Raw genomic sequence first — 16,549 nt, 5'->3', positions numbered from 1 at the left:
GTCAGACTCCGTTCGCGAAGAGCGAGGCGACGGTGCCGGCGGAGCGGTCCGCGAGGCAGACCCGTCCCCCGCCCGCCGTCCAGGACAGGTTCTGCGGGTCGGTGCCGCGCAGGCCGGTGAACTTCCACCTCGGCCTGCCGTCGGCGGGGTCGAGCGCCCACAGCACGGCGTCCGGGCCGAGCCGGTACACATTGCCGTCGGCGCACTGGAGCCGGGCGGCCGCGGGCAGTCCCTGGTCGGGCTCGGGCGGCAGCGGGGTGCGCCGGCGGACCGTGCCGGTGGCGGCGTCCAGGGTGCCGAGCGAGGAGCCGCCGTCGGTGTCCTTCAGCTGGCAGAACAGCAGCGTGCCGTCCTCGGAGGCGGCGACGGCGTTCCAGGAGCCGCCGGTGGTCGGGAGCACCCCCGGCACGGTCCAGACCGGTTCGCCGGTGGCCGTGTCCAGGGCCGACAGCACGCCGTCGACGACGGTCAGGAAGCGCCCGCCGACGGCACCGAAGCCCTGCAGGGCGGCGTCCCGGGACCAGGCGGTCCGGCCGTCCCGGTCCAGGCCCTGCACGGTCTTCTCCCCGCCGACGAGCAGCCGGTCGCCCTCCGGCGGCAGCCCTCCGAACAGGGCGTATCCGTCGAGGCCGCGGAACCACGCGGTCCTCCGGGCCGCGAGGTCGACCGCCCAGACGTGGCCGCCGGTGGCCTTGCCCGTCCCGTCGCCGAGCCCGAACAGGTAGGCCCTGCCCGCCCGGACGCCGAGCACCTGGAGCACCCCGCCGGTGCGGAAGCCCTCGGTCTCGGCCCGCCAGGCCTCCTTGCCGGTCGCCGGGTCGACGGCGAGCAGCACCGTGGTGGTCGACACGGCCGGCTGCCCCGCCCCCGTGACCGCGGCGATCCGTGTCGCGCCGGTGTACAGCAGGCCGCCGTCCAGGACCGCCCGCCGGCCGGGGGTCCTGGTGATCGCCAGGATCAGGCCGGCCGCCCGGCCGTCGAAGGTCCAGGCCGCCGTGCCGTGCCGGTCGAAGGCGGTCAGGGTGCCCTCCCCCACGCCCACCACCAGGTCGCCGGCGGCGAGCGCCTGCGAACAGGACTCCGGCGGGGAGGTCTTCCAGGACAGCACGCCCTCCTTGACGTCGGCCCACGTGGGCCGGTCGACGGCCTGCGCCGCGCCGGACGCCGTCCCGCCGGGGGGTGCGCCCGCGGACGGCGTCCGCCGGCGCTGCCGGACGACGACGGTGGCGACGGTCCCCCCGGCGGCGAGCACCCCGCCACCGAGCCCCAGGCCGAGCAGCAGCGCGCGCCGGGGCGGGCGGCGCTCCGGCCCGGCCGGTGCGGGCGGGAGGTCCGGGGCCTCCGGGACGGTCGGCGCCGGGAGGACCGGCCCGTCGGCGACCGGGGGGACGCCGGGGTGCGGGCCCGGCTGCGGGGCGGTCAGCAGGCGCCGCACCGCCAGCACGTCCGCCGCCACGCCCGGCGGGAGCCAGCCGCCGGAGGTGTGCGGGCGGCCGGTGCGCTCGACGAGTTCGACCAGCTGGCGCGGCGTCGGCCGGTGGGCCGGGTTCTTCGCCAGGCAGGCCGCCACCAGGTGCCGCAGGCCGTCCGGCAGCCCGCCGAGGTCCGGCTCGGTGTTCACCACCCGGAACAGCACGGCCGCCGCCGCGCCCTCTCCGAACAGGGGCCGGCCGAGCGCCGCGTGGGCGACGGTCGTACCCAGCGAGAACACGTCGCTCGCCGGGGTCAGGGGTTCGCCGAGCGCCTGCTCGGGCGACATGAACGGGGCCGAGCCGATCACCGACCCGGTGGTGGTCAGCCCGGTGCCGTCGGCCGCCCGGGAGATGCCGAAGTCGATGACGTGCGGGCCGTCCAGGGCCAGCAGCACATTGCCCGGCTTGAGGTCCCGGTGGATCAGCTCCGCCCGGTGGATCTCGCCCAGGGCCTCGGCGAGCCCCGCGACCAGCGTCCGGAGCGTCGCCTCCGGCAGCGGACCGTGCGCGGACACCGCCCGCTGGAGCGACACCCCGGGCACGAACGCCGTCGCCATCCACGGCATCGCGGCCTCGGTGTCGGCGTCCACCACCGGCGCGGTGAACGCCCCCGACACCCGCCGGGCGGCCGCCACCTCCTGCCGGAACCGCGCCCGGAAGGACCCGTCCCCGGCCAGGTCCGGCCGCACCACCTTCACCGCGACGGTCCGCCCGCCGGCCGCCCGGCCCAGGTACACCGCCCCCATGCCACCGGCGCCGAGCCGGCCGGCCAGCACATAGGGCCCCGCCTGCCGCGGATCCGTCGGTCCGAGCTGCTCCACCCGTGTCCCCTCCCCGTGAGCCCCTCACCCTAGGCCGCACGGCGCGATCATGACAGCGGATCAGCCGCTTCCGCCCGGACCGGGAAGCGAGGCCAGATAGGCCGCCGTCAGCTCCGGCGTGGCCAGCCAGGCCGCGTGGTCGGCGGGTTCGGCGTAGGTGTTGGCCAGCCGGCGGGCCACCTGCTCGTGCTCGGCGGCGGCGCCGAACACCCCCTGGAGGTGCTCCGGCATCGTCAGCAGGTCCGCCGTCAGCGCCACCCCGTGGCGGGCGTGCCGCTCCCAGTGGCCCTCGAACAGCTCCGTCATCCACTCCACCGTGAACGGCCCGTCGCCCCGGCCGACGATCGCCCGCAGATACGTCTCGGCCGCCCGCGCCGCGCTGTTGGCGCCCTGGCCGGTGATCGGGTCGTTGACCACCAATGCGTCCCCGATGCCCAGCACCGCCCCACCGTCGTCCAGCCGTGCCACCGGGTGGCGCACCACCGGGGTCAGCGCGCCGTACAGCGAAGCGCCCGCGTCGGTCGGCTCGGCAGCGGCCCACGACTCCGCCTCCCACGGAATGAACTCCGCCATCAACTCCCGCATCCGGCGCAGTTGTTCGGTGCCCGTCGGCCGGTCGCCGAAACAGTCGAAGACGCTCCCGGGCACCGCCTCCCAGAGCAGGATGTCGCACGGTCCCGACCGGGTGAGGGCCGGCTGGAGGTACAACTCGCCGATTCCGGGCACCGCGTGCATCCGCGCCCGCGGGCCGGCCGCCGGATCGGGCGCGCCCACGCCGTGCGCGTACAGCGCCGCCAGTCGCCGCTGCGGGGCGTCGAAAGGCGAGCGGGCCGCGTCCCGTGCGAAGATCCCGGCCAGTTCGCCCCGCCCCACCGCGACCAGGGTCAGTTCGTGTGCCGCCGCCAACTCCCCCAGCCCGGACCGGTCCAGCTCCCGGTACTCGACCCGCCCGCCGCGCTCCTCGACCAGCTCCAGCCAGCGCGCCATCTTGATGCGCTGGTCCACCGACTGCGCGGGCTCGTCCAGGGTCATCGTGAACTCCAGTGCCCGCAGGCCGGGTTCGGGCACCAGTACGGCGTCCACCGAGCGCACCTGGGGTGCCTCCCCCGCCCACAGGTCCAGCCCGGCCGCCCGCTCCACCCGCAGCGCCGGGCCGAACATCGCCTGCGTCGACAGCACCGGCCCCGACCGCAGTTGCTCCGCCGTCCGGCCGGACACCACCGTCACCTCGTACCCACCGGCCGCCAGCAGCCCCAACGCCACCTGCAACCCCGCCTGTCCCGCCCCGACGATCGCAACCCGACGCATCCCGCACCTCCGTGCCGACGACGAACGAAGGAGGTGATGTTACGTCAGTTCGAGTGCTGAACCTCCGGTTTCCGCCGACGAGGCCCGGCATCCCCCGGTCGCCGGCGACGCCGGACGTCCGGTGGCCGTCCCCGAGGGGCGAGGGGCAGCAACCTCGGCCGGGACCTCCACGGTCCGCCCGGTCAGGTGCGCGGCACCGGGTGGTCGGAGCTCTCCCGGACCACCAGCTCGGCCGCCAGCTCGACACCCTCCGCCGGAGTCGGCACGTCGGAGCGCAACTGGGCCAGCAGACGGGTGACGACCGTGGTGGCGATGGTCCGCAGGGGAAGCCGCACCGAGGTCAGCGGCGGGTGGAGGTGGCGGGCGAGGGGGGTGTCGTGGAAGCCGGTGACGGCGAGGTCGCGGCCGACCCGGAGGCCCTCCGCCCGGGCGGCCTCGTAGATGTCGAGGGCGGCGAGGTCGTTGTCGGCGGCGAGGGCGGTCGGCCGGTCCGGGTCGCGCAGCAGGGCACGGAGGCCGCCGGCCGCGTCCTGCGGGGCGAGGGAGAGGCCGAGCCGGGCAGCCTCGCGGTGGAAGCCCTCGCGGCGGGCGGCGAGCCACGGCAGGGCGGTGGCCGCGCCGACGAAGGCGACCCGGCGGTGGCCGCGGGCGGCGAGGTGGCGGGCGACCTCGGCGGTGGCGGCCGCGTTGTCGATGTCGGCCCAGTGCTGCGGGAGGCCGGGCCCGGTGCGGCCGAAGGCGGCGAAGGGGATGCCGACCCGGGCCGCGTGGGCGGCGCGGGGGTCGTCGGGGAGGACGTCGGCGAGGACCAGGCCGTCGACCTGGCGGGCCGCCACCACGCCGTCGATCACCGCCCGGACGTGCTGCTCCCCCGCCGCCGGGCGCAGGAGCAGCACGTGGTGGCCCACCGCCCCGGCCGCGTCGACGAGGGCCTCGAGGAAGCCCGCCATCAGCGGGTTGGGGTCGAAGGGGTCGTCGACCGGGGCGAGGTAGCCGATGGTGCGGCGCTCGCCGGTGCGCAGCGACCGGGCGGACTGGTCGGGCCGGTACCCGAGCCGCTCGATCGCCGCGTTGACCCGGGCGAGGGTGTCGGGGCGGACCCGGTGCGGGGCGTTGAGCGTGTTGGAGACGGTCTGCCGGGACACCTCGGCCGCCCGGGCCACGTCCGCGATGGTGGTGACGCGGCGCGCGGGGCGTGCTCCCGGGGTGGTCATCGGTTCTCCTTCACATGGGCGCCGCGCCGCCGGGTGCCGGCCGTCAGACCCGGCGGAGGGTCAGCAGGCCGCCGCGCGGGACGTCGACGAGGCCGCCGTCCAGGTGGACGGTCGAGGTGCCGACGGTCCGGCCGCGGGCGTCCTGGACGGTTGCCTCGGCGGTGCCCCGGCCGCCGGTGAGACGGACCCCGGGGTCGGCGTCGGCGTTGGCGACCAGCAGCGTACGCCACTCCCCGGCGCCGTCCGTGCCGGTGGCGACCGGCAGTGCCGCGTACCGGGCGACGACGGTGGTGCCGTCGCCGACCGCGACGGCCATCGGGTAGCCGAGATCGGGCCGGGCCGGGCGGAACTCGCCGAGCTGCAGGGTGTCGACGTGGGCGCGGGAGACACCGAGCCAGAACGCGAGCGCCTCGCGCTGGGCGGGGCTCTGGACGGCGAGGTCGACGGAGATCTGCGGCACGCCGAACAGGACGTTGATCAGGTGGCAGGCGATCTGCTCGACCGGTTCGGCGGGGTGCCACATCAGCATGTCGGAGTGGACGGCGAGCGGTCCGGCGATCAGCCGGGTGTCGAGGACGCGCTGCCGGTTCTCCTGCGGGCTGAGCGGGCAGTCGACGGCCCGGACCATGGTGGCGTAGGGCCACAGGCCGGGGCTGACGTAGGGCTGGCGGTGCTCGATCATCGACTCGGGCGCGGCGGCCGCGGTCCGGCGGCGGATCCCGGCGAGCAGCAGGTGCAGTCCCTCGTCGACGGTGGCGCAGTCGGCCTCCGGCCCGGGGGCGGGCGGGTCCTGGACGCCGAACCAGTCGACGAAGTCGACCTTGAGCCCGTCCATGCCCCATTCCTCGACGGCCCGGGCGAGCCGGTCGACCAGGTGGGCGCGGACCGCCGGGTACCGGGGGTCGACGACGACGGCGCCCATGTGGGCGGCGTCCACGAGGGCGTACCGGCTCAGTTCGGCCCAGGCGGCGCTGTCCTTGCCGACGAACGGCAGCGCGTACCAGAGCATGTACTGGACGCCGAGGTCGTGGACGCGGGCCACGTGGGCGGCGGTGTCGGGCAGCGAGTGGGGTTCCCAGTCGCCGCAGTGGGCGTAGCCGCGGGTGCGGTCGGTGGTCATCCAGCCGTCGTCGACGATGATCGTGTCGAGGCCGAGCTCCTTGCCGAGGGCGGCCTGCCGTTCGACGCTCTCCGGGGTGATGTTCTGGTGCAGCGCGTACCAGGTGGAGTAGGCGGGGAGGCGGGCGGCGTCGGGGACGTGGACCGGGCGGTCCCCGGCCCACCAGCCCGCGAGTTCGGCGAGGCTGCGGCCGAAGTGCCGGCCGGAAGTGTCGATGCGGACGGTGAGGCGGCCGGCGGCCTGGACCCAGAACCGGAACTCACCGGTCTCCTCGACCACGCCGCCGCTCGCCAGCACCTCCTCGCGGTCGGCGGCGAAGGCGCAGACGGTGGTGTCCCCGGTGCCGACGAGGGCGGCGACGGGGGCGCCGCGGGAGAGGCCGACACGGCGCGGGGCGCTCCAGGAGGCGGGCAGCCAGCCGGTGCCGCGCGGCTCGGGGGTCCAGAAGGAGGTGACGTCGACGCAGGGGACGCGCCACTCGATCCGCACGTCACCGGTGCCGCCGTCGGGGTCCTCGGCGGTCACCTCGACGACGCCCTCGGCGAGGACGTCGACGGTCGCCGTCCCGGCGACCAGCAGCTCCAGCCGTCCGGCGAAGGGGGCGGGCACGTCCACCCTGCGGGGGCGGGCGGTGGTGGTGGGGGCGTGGGGTTCCCAGATCTCTTCGCTGGTGTCCGTCATGGTCGGGTTCAGCCCTTCGTGGCACCGGCCAGCAGGCCGGAGATGAACTGCCGCTGGAGGACCAGGAAGAGGACCATCATCGGCAGGGTGGATATCGCGGTTCCGGCGAGGATCGAGCCGTAGTCGGTGTTGGCCTTCATGCCCTGGAGGGTGGCGAGGGCGACCGGCAGGGTGTGCATGTCGGTGCTGCGCAGGGCGATCAGCGGCCAGACGAAGCTGTTCCAGGAGCCGAGGAAGAGGAAGATGCCCAGCGCGGCGAGCACCGGCCGCATGACCGGGACCACGATGCCGAACAGCACCCGCAGTTCGCCGGCGCCGTCGACCCGGGCGGCGTCGAGGAGTTCGTCCGGCATGGCGCTGAGGGACTGCCGCATCAGGAAGATCGCGAACGGCACGCACAGGCCGGGCAGGATCAGCGCCTGGTAGCTGTCGAGCAACCCGAAGGACATCATCATCTTGAACAGCGGGACGAGCATCACCTGGTCCGGCACGACCAGGGTCGAGAGCAGGACCGCGAACAGCACCGTGCGGCCGCGGAACCGGAACTTGGCGAAGGCGTACCCGGCCAGCAGTGCCACGACGAGCCCGCCGAGGGTCTGCAGGCCGGACACCAGGAGCGAGTTGAGCAGGACCCGGCCGAGGCCGATCCGGTCCTGGAGGTGCCCGATGTTGTCGCCCAGGTGGGAGCCGGGCAGCAGCTTCGGCGGCCAGGAGAAGATCTCGCCGTCACTGCGGGTGGCGGAGACCACCAGCCAGTAGAACGGGGCGATCGAGAGCCCGGTGACGGCGGCGAGCACCAGGGTGAGCGGCCAGCCGCGCAGCCGGCGCCAGGGACTCGGGCCGGTCGGCTCCGGGGCGGCGGGCGGGGCCGCCGGGCCCGGCGCGACGGGCCCGGCGGAGGTGGCGGCAGTGGTCATTCGCGTTCTCCCATCAGGCGCATCTGGGCCGCGCCGAGCACCGAGACGAGCAGGGTGAGCGCGTAGGCGATGGCGGAGGCGTAGCCGAAGTCGAAGTAGCGGAAGCCGTTGTCGTACAGGTACATCGAGACGGTGAGGGTCGCGTTGTCGGGGCCGCCGCGGGTCAGGACGTAGGGCTCGTCGAAGAGTTGGAGGGTGCCGATGGTGGAGAGCACCACGGTGAACAGCAGCACGGGCCGCAGCGCGGGCAGGGTGACGGAGCGGAACCGGCGGACCGGTCCGGCGCCGTCGACCATGGCCGCCTCGTACAGCTCCTTGGGGATGCCCTGCAGGCCGGCCAGGTAGATGACGGCGTTGTAGCCGGTGTAGTGCCAGGTCAGCACGAGGACGACGGCCATCCGGGCCCAGAAGCCGTCGCCGAACCAGTCGACGCCGGGCAGGCCGATCGCACCCAGGGCGTTGTTGACCGCACCGTCCTTGGTGTTGAGGAGGAAGGAGAACAGGATGCCGGTGGCGACCAGCCCGGTCACGGTGGGCATGAAGACGCCGAGCCGCCACACGGCGCGCCAGCGGACGAAGGCCGCGTTGAGGCCGACGGCGAGCAGGAGGGCGAGCGCGAGCATCACCGGGACCTGCACGACCAGGATCCGGGCGGTGTTGCCGAGCGCGGTCCAGAACAGCGGGTCGTGCAGCAGCCGCTGGTAGTTGGCGAGGCCGGCGCTGTGGGTGACGCTGCCGGAGCCGGCGGTCAGCGACAGCAGCATCGAGGAGATGATCGGGTAGGCCTTGAAGACCCCGAAGAGGATCAGCGCGGGCGCGAGCAGCAGGTAGGGCACGGCCCGGCGGCGGAGCCTGGCGCGCCGGACGGCGGCCGGGCGGACCGCCGCCGGGACGGCCGGCCGGGTGGCCGGAGGAGCGGCGGCGGTCACTTGATCTTGCGCCCGGTCTGCTGGGCCAGCTGCTTGGCCGCCTCCTGGAGCGCCTCGGCCGGGTCGCCGCCCTTGACCAGGACCTTGGTCTGGGCGTCGCTGACCAGCTTGAGGGCGCGGGCGTAGTCGCCGGAGTAGTTGGTGGCGTCGCCGCCCTCGGTGAGCAGGTCGGTGAAGGTCTTCAGGACCGGCTGGCCGCCGTAGTAGGCGCTCGGCTCGCTGTAGATCGGGTCCTGGTAGGCGGCGGTGAGCGCCGGGAAGACGCTGCCGGCCTTGAACATGGCGTTGACCGAGTCGGCCCGGGTGAGCGCGTACTCGACGAACTTCCAGGCGGCGGCGCGGCGGGGGCTGGAGGAGGCGACGGCCAGGTGGGTGGTGTTCACGATGGCGGTGCGCTTGCCGCCGGGGGTGACGGCCGGCGGCCGGGTGAGCCGCCAGTTTCCGCTCAGGTCGGGGAACTTGGTCTCGATGTAGTGCGCGGCCCAGGAGGGCTGCGGGCCGGCGCCGAGCTGGCTGTCCTTCATCTGGGTGCGCCAGGCGGTGGAGCCGGGCGTCTCCAGGACGAGCCCGGCGTCGTTGAGGCGCTTGACCAGGGTGAGGGCGCGGACGCACTCGGTCGAGGTCAGGGTGATGTCGCCCTTGAGGTCGAAGAAGAACGCGCCCTGCTGCTGCATCAGGGACTGCAGGAAGTCGACGTCGGGGCCGGGGGTGCCGGGCTTGTTGATGCCGACCAGGCCGACGCCGGGGTTGGCCGCCTTGAAGGCGTCGGCGGCGGCGATCACGTCGTCCCAGGTCTCGAACGTGGTCGGGTCGAGCTTGGCCCGGTCGAACATGTCCTTGCGGTAGAAGAAGCCCTGGGCGTTGACCTCCCAGGGGAGGGCGCGGGCCTTGCCGTCCTTGTCCGTGACGACCGGCCACAGGCCCTTGGTGAACTTGTCCTTGTGGGCGTCGGCGCCGAGGGCGGAGAGGTCGGCGAGGCCGTCGGGGAACTTCTCCAGGTAGCCGGGCAGGTAGTCGCAGCCGATGTGCAGGACGTCGGCGAGTCCCTGGCCGCCGGCCGCCAGGCCGACGGTGATCTTGTCCCAGATGGCCGGGTTGCCGACGTCCTGGACGTCGACCTTGATGCCCGGGTTGTCCTTCTCGAAGGCGGGCACGACGCCGCGCAGGGCGTCGGCGGCGCTGGTCCAGGACCAGACGGTGACGGTGCCGGTGGCGGCGTCCCCACCGGAGGAGCCGGAACCGCCGGAGCCGCCGCAGGCCGCGAGGGCGCCGCCGGCGGTGAGGGTCAGCAGGCCGGCGCCGGAGGCGCGGAGCAGGTCGCGGCGGGAGAGGTGTGACATGGCATGACCTTCCGAGGGGGTGGACGTCGAGCGGGACGGGTGGGACGTCGGTGGTGCCAGGTGGTGCATGCGGGTGGTGCGGACGGTGCGTCGGGGTACTCCGTGGTGCGGGGTACTCCGTGGTGCGGGGTGTTCGGGTGGTGCGGGGTGCCGGGCCGCCCCGCCGGGAGGCGGGGACGGCCGGGCCGCGGGGCGTCCGCTCAGGCGGTGCGGGCGCCCCGCCGTACATGGGCGAGCGTCGCGCCGAGCAGTTCGGCGGCCGCGGGGTCGGTGCTCGCGTGCGGGGAGAGCCGGATCCAGCCGGCCCGCAGGGTGGTCGCCAGGCCCGCGTCGGTCAGCGCGCGGTGCACGGCGACGGGGTCGGCGCCGGGGAGCCGCAACCGGGCGATGCCGCTGCCGACGGCGACCGGGTCCCCGGCACCGCGGTGGGTGCCGTAGGGGGCGTCCGCCGTCGGGCCGCCGCCGGTCTCGGCGCCCGCGGCGCGGGCGGCGGCGAGCAGTCCGCCGAGCACCTCACCGATCCGGGCCTCGATCCGGCCGGCACCCTCCTCCCGCACCAGGGCGAGCGCGGCGCCCAGGGCGGCGACGGCGGGGCCGTCGGGGTTGGTGAGGGTGTGGGCGACGGCTCCGGGCCGGGGCGGGCACGGGTGGGCGGGCGCGTCGATCGGGTCGACCACCCCGGACCAGCCGCCGAGCCCGGGTCCGATCCGGTCGGCGGTCCGGTCGCGGACCATCAGCACCGCCGCGCCCCAGCCGGCCCGGAGCCACTTCTGGCCGCCGGCGGCGAGCACGTCGGCCGCGTCGGCGGCGAACTCCACGGCGCCGAGGGCCTGGACGGCGTCGACCACCAGGATCCGGTCCGGCCCGATCAGTTCCTTGATCGCGGCCAGCGGCGCCCGGTACCCGGTGGCCGCATCGACGGCGCAGACGGCGACGGCGCGCACCCGGTCGTCCAGGTGGGCCCGGACCAGGTCGGCGGTGACCGGGCCCTCGATCTGACGGACCGTCAGTCCGCCGTTGCCGGCGGCGCGCAGCCAGGGGTAGACGGCGCCGGGGAAGTCGTTCCGCGCCACCAGCACCGTCCCGTCCGGGGCGGACCGGCGTCCCTCCGCACCGGCACCCCCCGCGCCCGCACCCCCCGCACCGGCGCCGACCGCACCCGCGCCGACCGCGTGGGCGGCGGCGAAGAGCCCGTGCGAGGTGGAGCCGACGAAGGCGATCTCGTGCGGCGCGCAGCCCAGCAGCCCGCCGGCCGTCCGGGCCGCCGCCGCGGTGTCCGCGTCGAGGCTCTCGAGCGCGTCCCAGCCGTGCCGGTGGAGCCGGTCGGCCTCGCGGAGCAGCACCCGGCGGACCGGTTCCGACACCGGCCCGAAGCGGGCGAAGTCCAGGTAGCCGAACGGCTCGGCGAACTTCTTCAGGTACTCGGGCATGACCTTTCCTTGGTCGGGCGGCGCAGTGATTTGAACGTTCAAATCCCACACAAACGAACAGAACCGATCAACCTTCAACGAGCGGGAGCCAGCAAACGCCCCCGGCCGATTCCCCGTCAAGACCCTGCGCGCCACCGACCCCCGGTCGAGACCCTCTCGTTACCGGCGGCCGATCTGCCCTCCGACCAGCCCTTGCGCAATGCAATTTGACATTACTATTTTACTGGCCAGTGAGTCGAGAGATCATCTTCGTTTCCCTCGGCGTCACCCGTACTCCCGCACGGTCCGGCGGACCCGGCGCCCCCCACGGCTCCGGCCCCCAACCCGCCCACCCCGCGCGCCCCCACCCCATGGAGTTCCTGTGCCAACCACCCCGCGCCTGCGCTCGGCCCTGCTCTCCGCGGCCCTCGCCGTCACCATGGCCGCCCCGCTCGTCCAGAGCGCCCGGGCCGTCGCACCCCCCGCCGCCGAGCGGGCCACCGACCCGGCCACCGCCTTCGGCGGGACCGCCGCCCATCCCGCCGGCCCCACCGGCGACGTCGCCCACGGCAGCAGCACCACCGGCGCCCCCGGCCCCGAGGGGGCACCCGGCAACGAAGCGCTCCAGCCCACCACGGACGCCACCCGGCCGGCCACCGACCCGGCCACCCCCGTGGCCCAGGCCGCCCCGGCCGCCGCGGACGCCTCCGCGGCGTGCTCGCTCGCCTCCTTCACCGCCCTGTCCCCGGCCGCCCTGGCCGACTTCCTCGCCGACCGATCGCACACCTACGAGGGCTGTCTGCGCCCGCTGCTGGTCGACTGGAGCCCCGGGCTCGCCAAGGTGCTGACCCCGGCCCACGTGCGCGCCGTCGCCGACCGGATCACCGCCCTCTCCCCCGGCTTCGACAGCGCCAACAACCGCAACCAGCAGGAACTCTGGTACTACCTGCACGTCGCGGTCTACTTCGACTACGGCCGTGCCGAGCTCGATCTCAACGACGACGCCACCGCGGCCGCGATCGACCGCGCGATCGCCGCCTACACCGCCAACCCCCGCGCGTTCGACCCCACCACCGCCGCCGGCAACACCATGGGCGAGCTGCTCCAGACCTCCACCGCCCCCAAGCTGCGCCCCGGCCGGCTCCCGCTGCTGGAGCGGGTGCTGCGCCAGTACGCCACCCCCGGCACCGCGTACATCGGCGACCGGGGCTGGAACTGGGCCCTGCAGGCCGTGCTCCAGCTCAACTTCCAGGGCGTCAACAACGTCACCGAGGACGGCGGCGCCTTCCGGGCCGCCGCCGTCGCCGCCCCCGGCTACCGGCAGGCGATCCGCGCCTTCGCCGGCTACGGCCACCTCAAGGGCACCGACACCGAGTGGGCCGTCGGCGACGCCATGAACGAGTACGCCCGGTACGCCGCGGTGGACTCGCTCAAGGCCGAGATCAGGGCCGAGATCGGCGCGGTGGTCGGCACCGTCCAGAACACCTTCGGCCGCCTCAGCCGCCCCTGGCTCAACCTGGCCGTCCCGCTCAACGACTTCGGCCTCTGCGGCCAGTACGGGGCCTGCCGGGCCGAGCTCACCCGGCAGTTCTTCCCGAACACCTACACCTACGACAACGGCTCCCTGGTCATCCGCACCGCCCTCGACCGGGCCACCGCGGACCAGCTGTACTACGCCACCAAGCAGGTCAAGGCCCAGTTCTTCCGGGTCCTCGGCACCGACCGGCCGCTCGCGGACGACACCCACCCCACCCTCACGGTGCAGCTGTACGACACCAAGACCAACTACCGCTCGCTCCAGTACCTGCTGTTCGGGATCGGCGACGTCGAGAACGGCGGCATGTTCATCGAGGAGAACTCCACCTTCTACACCTACCAGCGGACCACCGCCGAGTCGTACTTCAGCCTGGAGGAGCTCTTCCGGCACGAGTACACCCACTACCTGAACGCCCGCTGGGCGATCCCGGAGTCCGGCTACACCACCCGCTGGCCGGGCAGCGCCACCTTCGCGATGAACGAGGGCACCGCCGAGTACTTCGCCGGCTCCACCTCCAGGGACGGCGTCAAGGCCCGCAAGTACATGGTCCGCCAGATCGCCCAGGAAGGCGCATCCGGCACACCGCGCCTGACGATCGATCAGATCCTGCACGCCAGCTGGGAGACCCTCGGCTTCCGGGTCTACCCGTACGCGGCCACGTTCTTCAACCTGCTCGGCGAGCACCACCCCGACCAGCTCGCCGAGATGTACCGGCTGCTGCGCGCCGACGACGTCACCGGCTACAACGCCTGGCGCGACCGCCTCGGCCGGGACGCCGCCCTCCAGCGCGAGTACAACGCCTTCCTGGACGCCGAGATCCCGCTCGCCGACAACCTCTACGTGCCGGTCACCACCTACACGCCGAACAGTCGGCTCAGCTACGCCTGGGCCTCCGAGGTCCAGGACGCGTTCGCCCGCGCCACCCAGAACACCCCGGTCTGCAAGGACAACGCCGACTGGAACAACACCATGCGGTTCACCTGCACCGGCCGGATGACCGCCAACCTCACCAACACCCTCGACGCCGGACAGGTCCGTGCGGACATGGCCGCCACCGTCGACTACTTCCTGCTCGCCCGCGGCGGCGCCGCCGCCAACAACCTCGCCGACATGAACTGCTGGTTCGGCCAGGTCGAGGTCTGGCCCACCGGCCGCGCCGGCAGCGCCGACTACACCTGCGAGGGCCCGCTGCGCCGGTGACCCCTCCCCGCCACGGCGCGGCGGTGCCCGACCGGCCCGCCCTGCACTGACCCGCGCGGCCCCGGACCGACCGTCCGGGGCCGCGCGGCGTTCCGGGCCCCGGACCCGGTCGGCGGGCCAGCGGGTCGGCGAGTCGGCGAGTCGGCGGGTCAGCGGGTCAGCGGGTCAGGCTGGCGCGGTAGAGGGAGCGGACCAGCCCGGTGCCGACCTCGGGGTGCGGGTCGTTCTCCAGGTTGCCGCTGAGCCCCGCCACGAAGGTGTCGATGTCCCGTTCGGTGTAGCCCTGTTCGGTCAGCGAGGTGCCCAGGCCGGTGCGCGCGAGCAGCGCGTCCACGGCGGTGGCGGCGTCCCGGTGCCCCAGGGTGTCCCCGATGGCGTCGAACGCCTCGTCCGCGAAGGGGCGGGCGCTGCGCAGCCAGGCGGGGTAGAGCATTGCCAGGCCGCGCCCGTGCGAGAGCGGGTTGCCGGCGACGGCACCCATGGCCTGCTGGAGGCGGTGCGGCAGGCAGGTGCTGACGGTGGTGACGTTCACCCCGCCCAGCAGGGCGGCCAGTGCCATCGCCTCCCGGGCCTCGGGCGTGGCCGCGCCGCGGGCGAGCCCGGGCAGGTGGTCGCGGATCAGGGCGAGGGCCCGGTGGGAGTACGCCCGGCTGCGCTCGGTCGCGCGCTTGGCGACCGCGCCCTCGACCGCGTGGGCCAGCGCGTCGAAGCCGCTCTCCAGGGCGACGGCGACGGGCAGCCGGTCGGTGAGGTCCGGGTCGACGAGCGCGATCCTGGGGGCCACGTCCTCGCCCCGGATCCCGGACTTGAAGCCCCGCACCACGTCGGTGACGATGGCGCCCTGGGTGACCTCCGAGCCGCTTCCCGCGGTGGTCGGGACGGCGACGACCGGCAGCGCGCCGGCGGAGCCGGGCAGGGTGCGGCCGATCAGCTCGCGCACCGTGTCGGCGTCGCCCGCGACCGCGACGGCCTTCGCGGCGTCGATGGCGCTGCCGCCGCCGAGGCCGACCACCAGGTCGCAGCCGTTCGCCCGGGCCAGTGCGAGCGCCTCGTCGATCTCGTCCGAGCGGGGGTTGGCGCCGATCCGGTCGAAGACCGTGACGGCGAGCCCGGCAGCGGTGAGCGAGCCGAGCGCCCGGTCCAGGATGCCGGTGCGGCGCATCGCGGTCCGGCCGCAGACCAGCAGGGCGTGGCCGCCCAGCGGGGCCGCGAGCGGGCCGAGCCGGTCGAGCACGCCCCGGCCGAGCAGCACCCGGGTGGGGACGGGCAGGTCGTCCAGGTCGACGGTGCCGGGGTGCGGGTCAGCGGTCATCGTGGGCGGCTCCTCGCCGGGGCTGGTGCGGGGTCGGATCGGTGCCCGGCCGCCGCGGGGCCGGGTCGGTGCGGGCGGCGTTGGCGTCGAGTGCCTCGAACACCGCGCAGGTGCCCTCGACCAGGTACTGCAGGGCCGAGCCCCCGCCGGTGGAGCGCGGCCCGTCCCAGGGCAGTTCGGCCACGGTGTCGCCGCCCAGCAGCAGCGTGCGGCCGGGGGCGTGCGCCCGGGCGGCGAGCACGGCCGCCGCCGCGTGCCGGTTGCCCTCGGCGTGGCGGCCGGGGGTGCCGGCGACCAGGACCCGTCCGGCGCGGCGGAGCAGCTCGATCGCGCCGGGCTGGACCTCGAAGTCGACGATGGCGTGGTCGTCCGGCACGCCCCGGTCGAGCGGCAGGTGCCGGACGGTGCCGTCCGGGCCGGCCGCGACGACCACGCGCGGCAGGTGGATGCCGGCCCCGCCGGTGCGGGCCAGGACCTCGCGGGCCACCCGGGCGCAGCCCTCGGGGTCGCTGCCCAGCTCGGAGCGGCCGATCCGGTGGCCGGTGACGGCGAGCAGGGTGTTGAGCACGACTCCGCCCGGGATCACCAGGTGGTGGGTGCGGGTGAGGCCGCGCAGGCCGATCAGGGTCTTCTCCGGTTTGACGCCGCCGAGCACCGCGACCGAGGGGCCGTCGTCGCCGGCGCCGTCACCGGCGCGGTCACCACTACCGTCGGCTCCGGCGTTGCCACCGGCTTTGCCACCGGCCGCGGCTCCGGCCGCCCAGGGGTCGAGGGCGCGGGCCTCCCCGACCAGCCCGGCCGCGGCCCAGCCGGGAAGGTGGTCGAGCAGCCCGGTGTTGGAGGCGTGCCGCCGGTGCGCCTTGGAGAAGCCGCCGATCGCCACCCGGTCGCCCAACCTGGCCAGGTCACGGGCGAGTTCGGGGTCACCGCGCTCCTCGCGCGGGTCCAGCCGGGTGTTGCCGAACAGAGCGATCCCGCCGGGCTCCAGCGCCAGGGCCCAGCCCCGGGCGCGGGCCGTGCTGTTCTCCGGCAGGTACGCCACCGGACGGCCGAGCCGCCGGGTGAGGTAGTCGGCGAGGTAGTCCAGGTGGCGGGCGCTGCCGTCCTTGGCGCTGCCCTGGTGGCTGAGCAGGGCGGTCCGCGCGCCGGCGTCGGACAGCCGGGCGAGGTCGGCCAGTTCGACGTCGATCCGGCCGGTGTCGGCGAGCGCGGGACCGGCGTTGAACCCGGCCGAGTAGATCCAGCGCTCGCCGGGCGCCGGGGTGTGGTCGGCGAGCAGCCGCATCCTG

Annotated in this window: 11 protein-coding genes; 1 reads left to right on the top strand and 10 read right to left on the bottom strand. The window is 75.0% G+C overall.

Annotated elements, in window-relative coordinates:
• Window position 1: 1 nt before the first annotated feature.
• From BLU95_RS41685 to BLU95_RS31345, 8 genes are all read right to left on the bottom strand, one after another.
• Window positions 2-2,293 carry a serine/threonine-protein kinase gene (locus tag BLU95_RS41685; RefSeq protein ID WP_107452617.1) on the bottom strand — a complete coding sequence of 764 codons (2,292 nt, stop codon included), beginning with the start codon at window positions 2,291-2,293 and terminating at the stop codon, window positions 2-4.
• A gap of 60 nt (window positions 2,294-2,353) precedes the next feature.
• Window positions 2,354-3,601, bottom strand: a complete 1,248-nt coding sequence (locus BLU95_RS31375) for a styrene monooxygenase/indole monooxygenase family protein (protein ID WP_093862942.1) — start codon at window positions 3,599-3,601, stop codon at window positions 2,354-2,356.
• A 182-nt stretch (window positions 3,602-3,783) separates the two neighbouring features.
• The gene (locus tag BLU95_RS31370) at window positions 3,784-4,815 is read right to left on the bottom strand and encodes a LacI family DNA-binding transcriptional regulator (protein WP_093862941.1); all 1,032 of its coding nucleotides are present in this window, start codon (window positions 4,813-4,815) and stop codon (window positions 3,784-3,786) included.
• A 43-nt stretch (window positions 4,816-4,858) separates the two neighbouring features.
• Entirely contained in the window at window positions 4,859-6,616 is a 1,758-nt protein-coding gene (locus tag BLU95_RS31365) for a glycoside hydrolase family 36 protein (RefSeq protein ID WP_093862940.1), read from the bottom strand.
• An 8-nt stretch (window positions 6,617-6,624) separates the two neighbouring features.
• On the bottom strand, window positions 6,625-7,533 hold the full coding sequence (locus tag BLU95_RS31360; protein WP_093862939.1) for a carbohydrate ABC transporter permease: 909 nt from the start codon (window positions 7,531-7,533) through the stop codon (window positions 6,625-6,627).
• Window positions 7,530-8,462, bottom strand: a complete 933-nt coding sequence (locus BLU95_RS31355; RefSeq protein ID WP_231977919.1) for a carbohydrate ABC transporter permease — start codon at window positions 8,460-8,462, stop codon at window positions 7,530-7,532. Before BLU95_RS31355 ends, BLU95_RS31360 begins: the two co-directional genes overlap by 4 nt.
• A complete protein-coding gene (locus BLU95_RS31350; RefSeq protein WP_093862938.1) occupies window positions 8,459-9,802 on the bottom strand; it encodes an extracellular solute-binding protein in 1,344 nt (447 codons plus the stop codon). Before BLU95_RS31350 ends, BLU95_RS31355 begins: the two co-directional genes overlap by 4 nt.
• Window positions 9,803-10,002: 200 nt before the next feature.
• Window positions 10,003-11,232, bottom strand: coding sequence for an aminotransferase class V-fold PLP-dependent enzyme (locus tag BLU95_RS31345; protein ID WP_093862937.1), 1,230 nt, complete (start codon window positions 11,230-11,232; stop codon window positions 10,003-10,005).
• 361 nt (window positions 11,233-11,593) lie between these two features.
• On the opposite strand from BLU95_RS31345, the gene BLU95_RS31340 reads away from it, so the two are divergent.
• Window positions 11,594-13,948 carry a collagenase gene (locus tag BLU95_RS31340; RefSeq protein ID WP_231977918.1) on the top strand — a complete coding sequence of 785 codons (2,355 nt, stop codon included), beginning with the start codon at window positions 11,594-11,596 and terminating at the stop codon, window positions 13,946-13,948.
• 157 nt (window positions 13,949-14,105) lie between these two features.
• Here the strand turns inward: BLU95_RS31340 and BLU95_RS31335 are convergent, their stop codons facing one another.
• The gene (locus BLU95_RS31335) at window positions 14,106-15,260 is read right to left on the bottom strand and encodes an iron-containing alcohol dehydrogenase (protein WP_093862936.1); all 1,155 of its coding nucleotides are present in this window, start codon (window positions 15,258-15,260) and stop codon (window positions 14,106-14,108) included.
• Entirely contained in the window at window positions 15,250-16,545 is a 1,296-nt protein-coding gene (gene pgk, locus BLU95_RS31330; RefSeq protein WP_231978886.1) for a phosphoglycerate kinase, read from the bottom strand. Before pgk ends, BLU95_RS31335 begins: the two co-directional genes overlap by 11 nt.
• Between the last annotated feature and the right edge of the window lie 4 nt (window positions 16,546-16,549).

This window comes from Streptomyces sp. TLI_053 (assembly GCF_900105395.1).
Lineage (GTDB): Bacteria > Actinomycetota > Actinomycetes > Streptomycetales > Streptomycetaceae > Kitasatospora.
This window is presented reverse-complemented; position numbering and strand designations above follow the sequence as displayed.

What these genes read in the sequence shown, in the direction of transcription:
- BLU95_RS31375 (WP_093862942.1), bottom strand. Translation starts at nt 3,601, where the DNA reads ATGCGTCGGGTTGCGATCGTCGGGGCGGGACAGGCGGGGTTGCAGGTG.
- BLU95_RS31370 (WP_093862941.1), bottom strand. Translation starts at nt 4,815, where the DNA reads ATGACCACCCCGGGAGCACGCCCCGCGCGCCGCGTCACCACCATCGCG.
- BLU95_RS31365 (WP_093862940.1), bottom strand. Translation starts at nt 6,616, where the DNA reads ATGACGGACACCAGCGAAGAGATCTGGGAACCCCACGCCCCCACCACC.
- BLU95_RS31360 (WP_093862939.1), bottom strand. Translation starts at nt 7,533, where the DNA reads ATGACCACTGCCGCCACCTCCGCCGGGCCCGTCGCGCCGGGCCCGGCG.
- BLU95_RS31350 (WP_093862938.1), bottom strand. Translation starts at nt 9,802, where the DNA reads ATGTCACACCTCTCCCGCCGCGACCTGCTCCGCGCCTCCGGCGCCGGC.
- BLU95_RS31345 (WP_093862937.1), bottom strand. Translation starts at nt 11,232, where the DNA reads ATGCCCGAGTACCTGAAGAAGTTCGCCGAGCCGTTCGGCTACCTGGAC.
- BLU95_RS31335 (WP_093862936.1), bottom strand. Translation starts at nt 15,260, where the DNA reads ATGACCGCTGACCCGCACCCCGGCACCGTCGACCTGGACGACCTGCCC.
- pgk (WP_231978886.1), bottom strand. Translation starts at nt 16,545, where the DNA reads ATGCGGCTGCTCGCCGACCACACCCCGGCGCCCGGCGAGCGCTGGATC.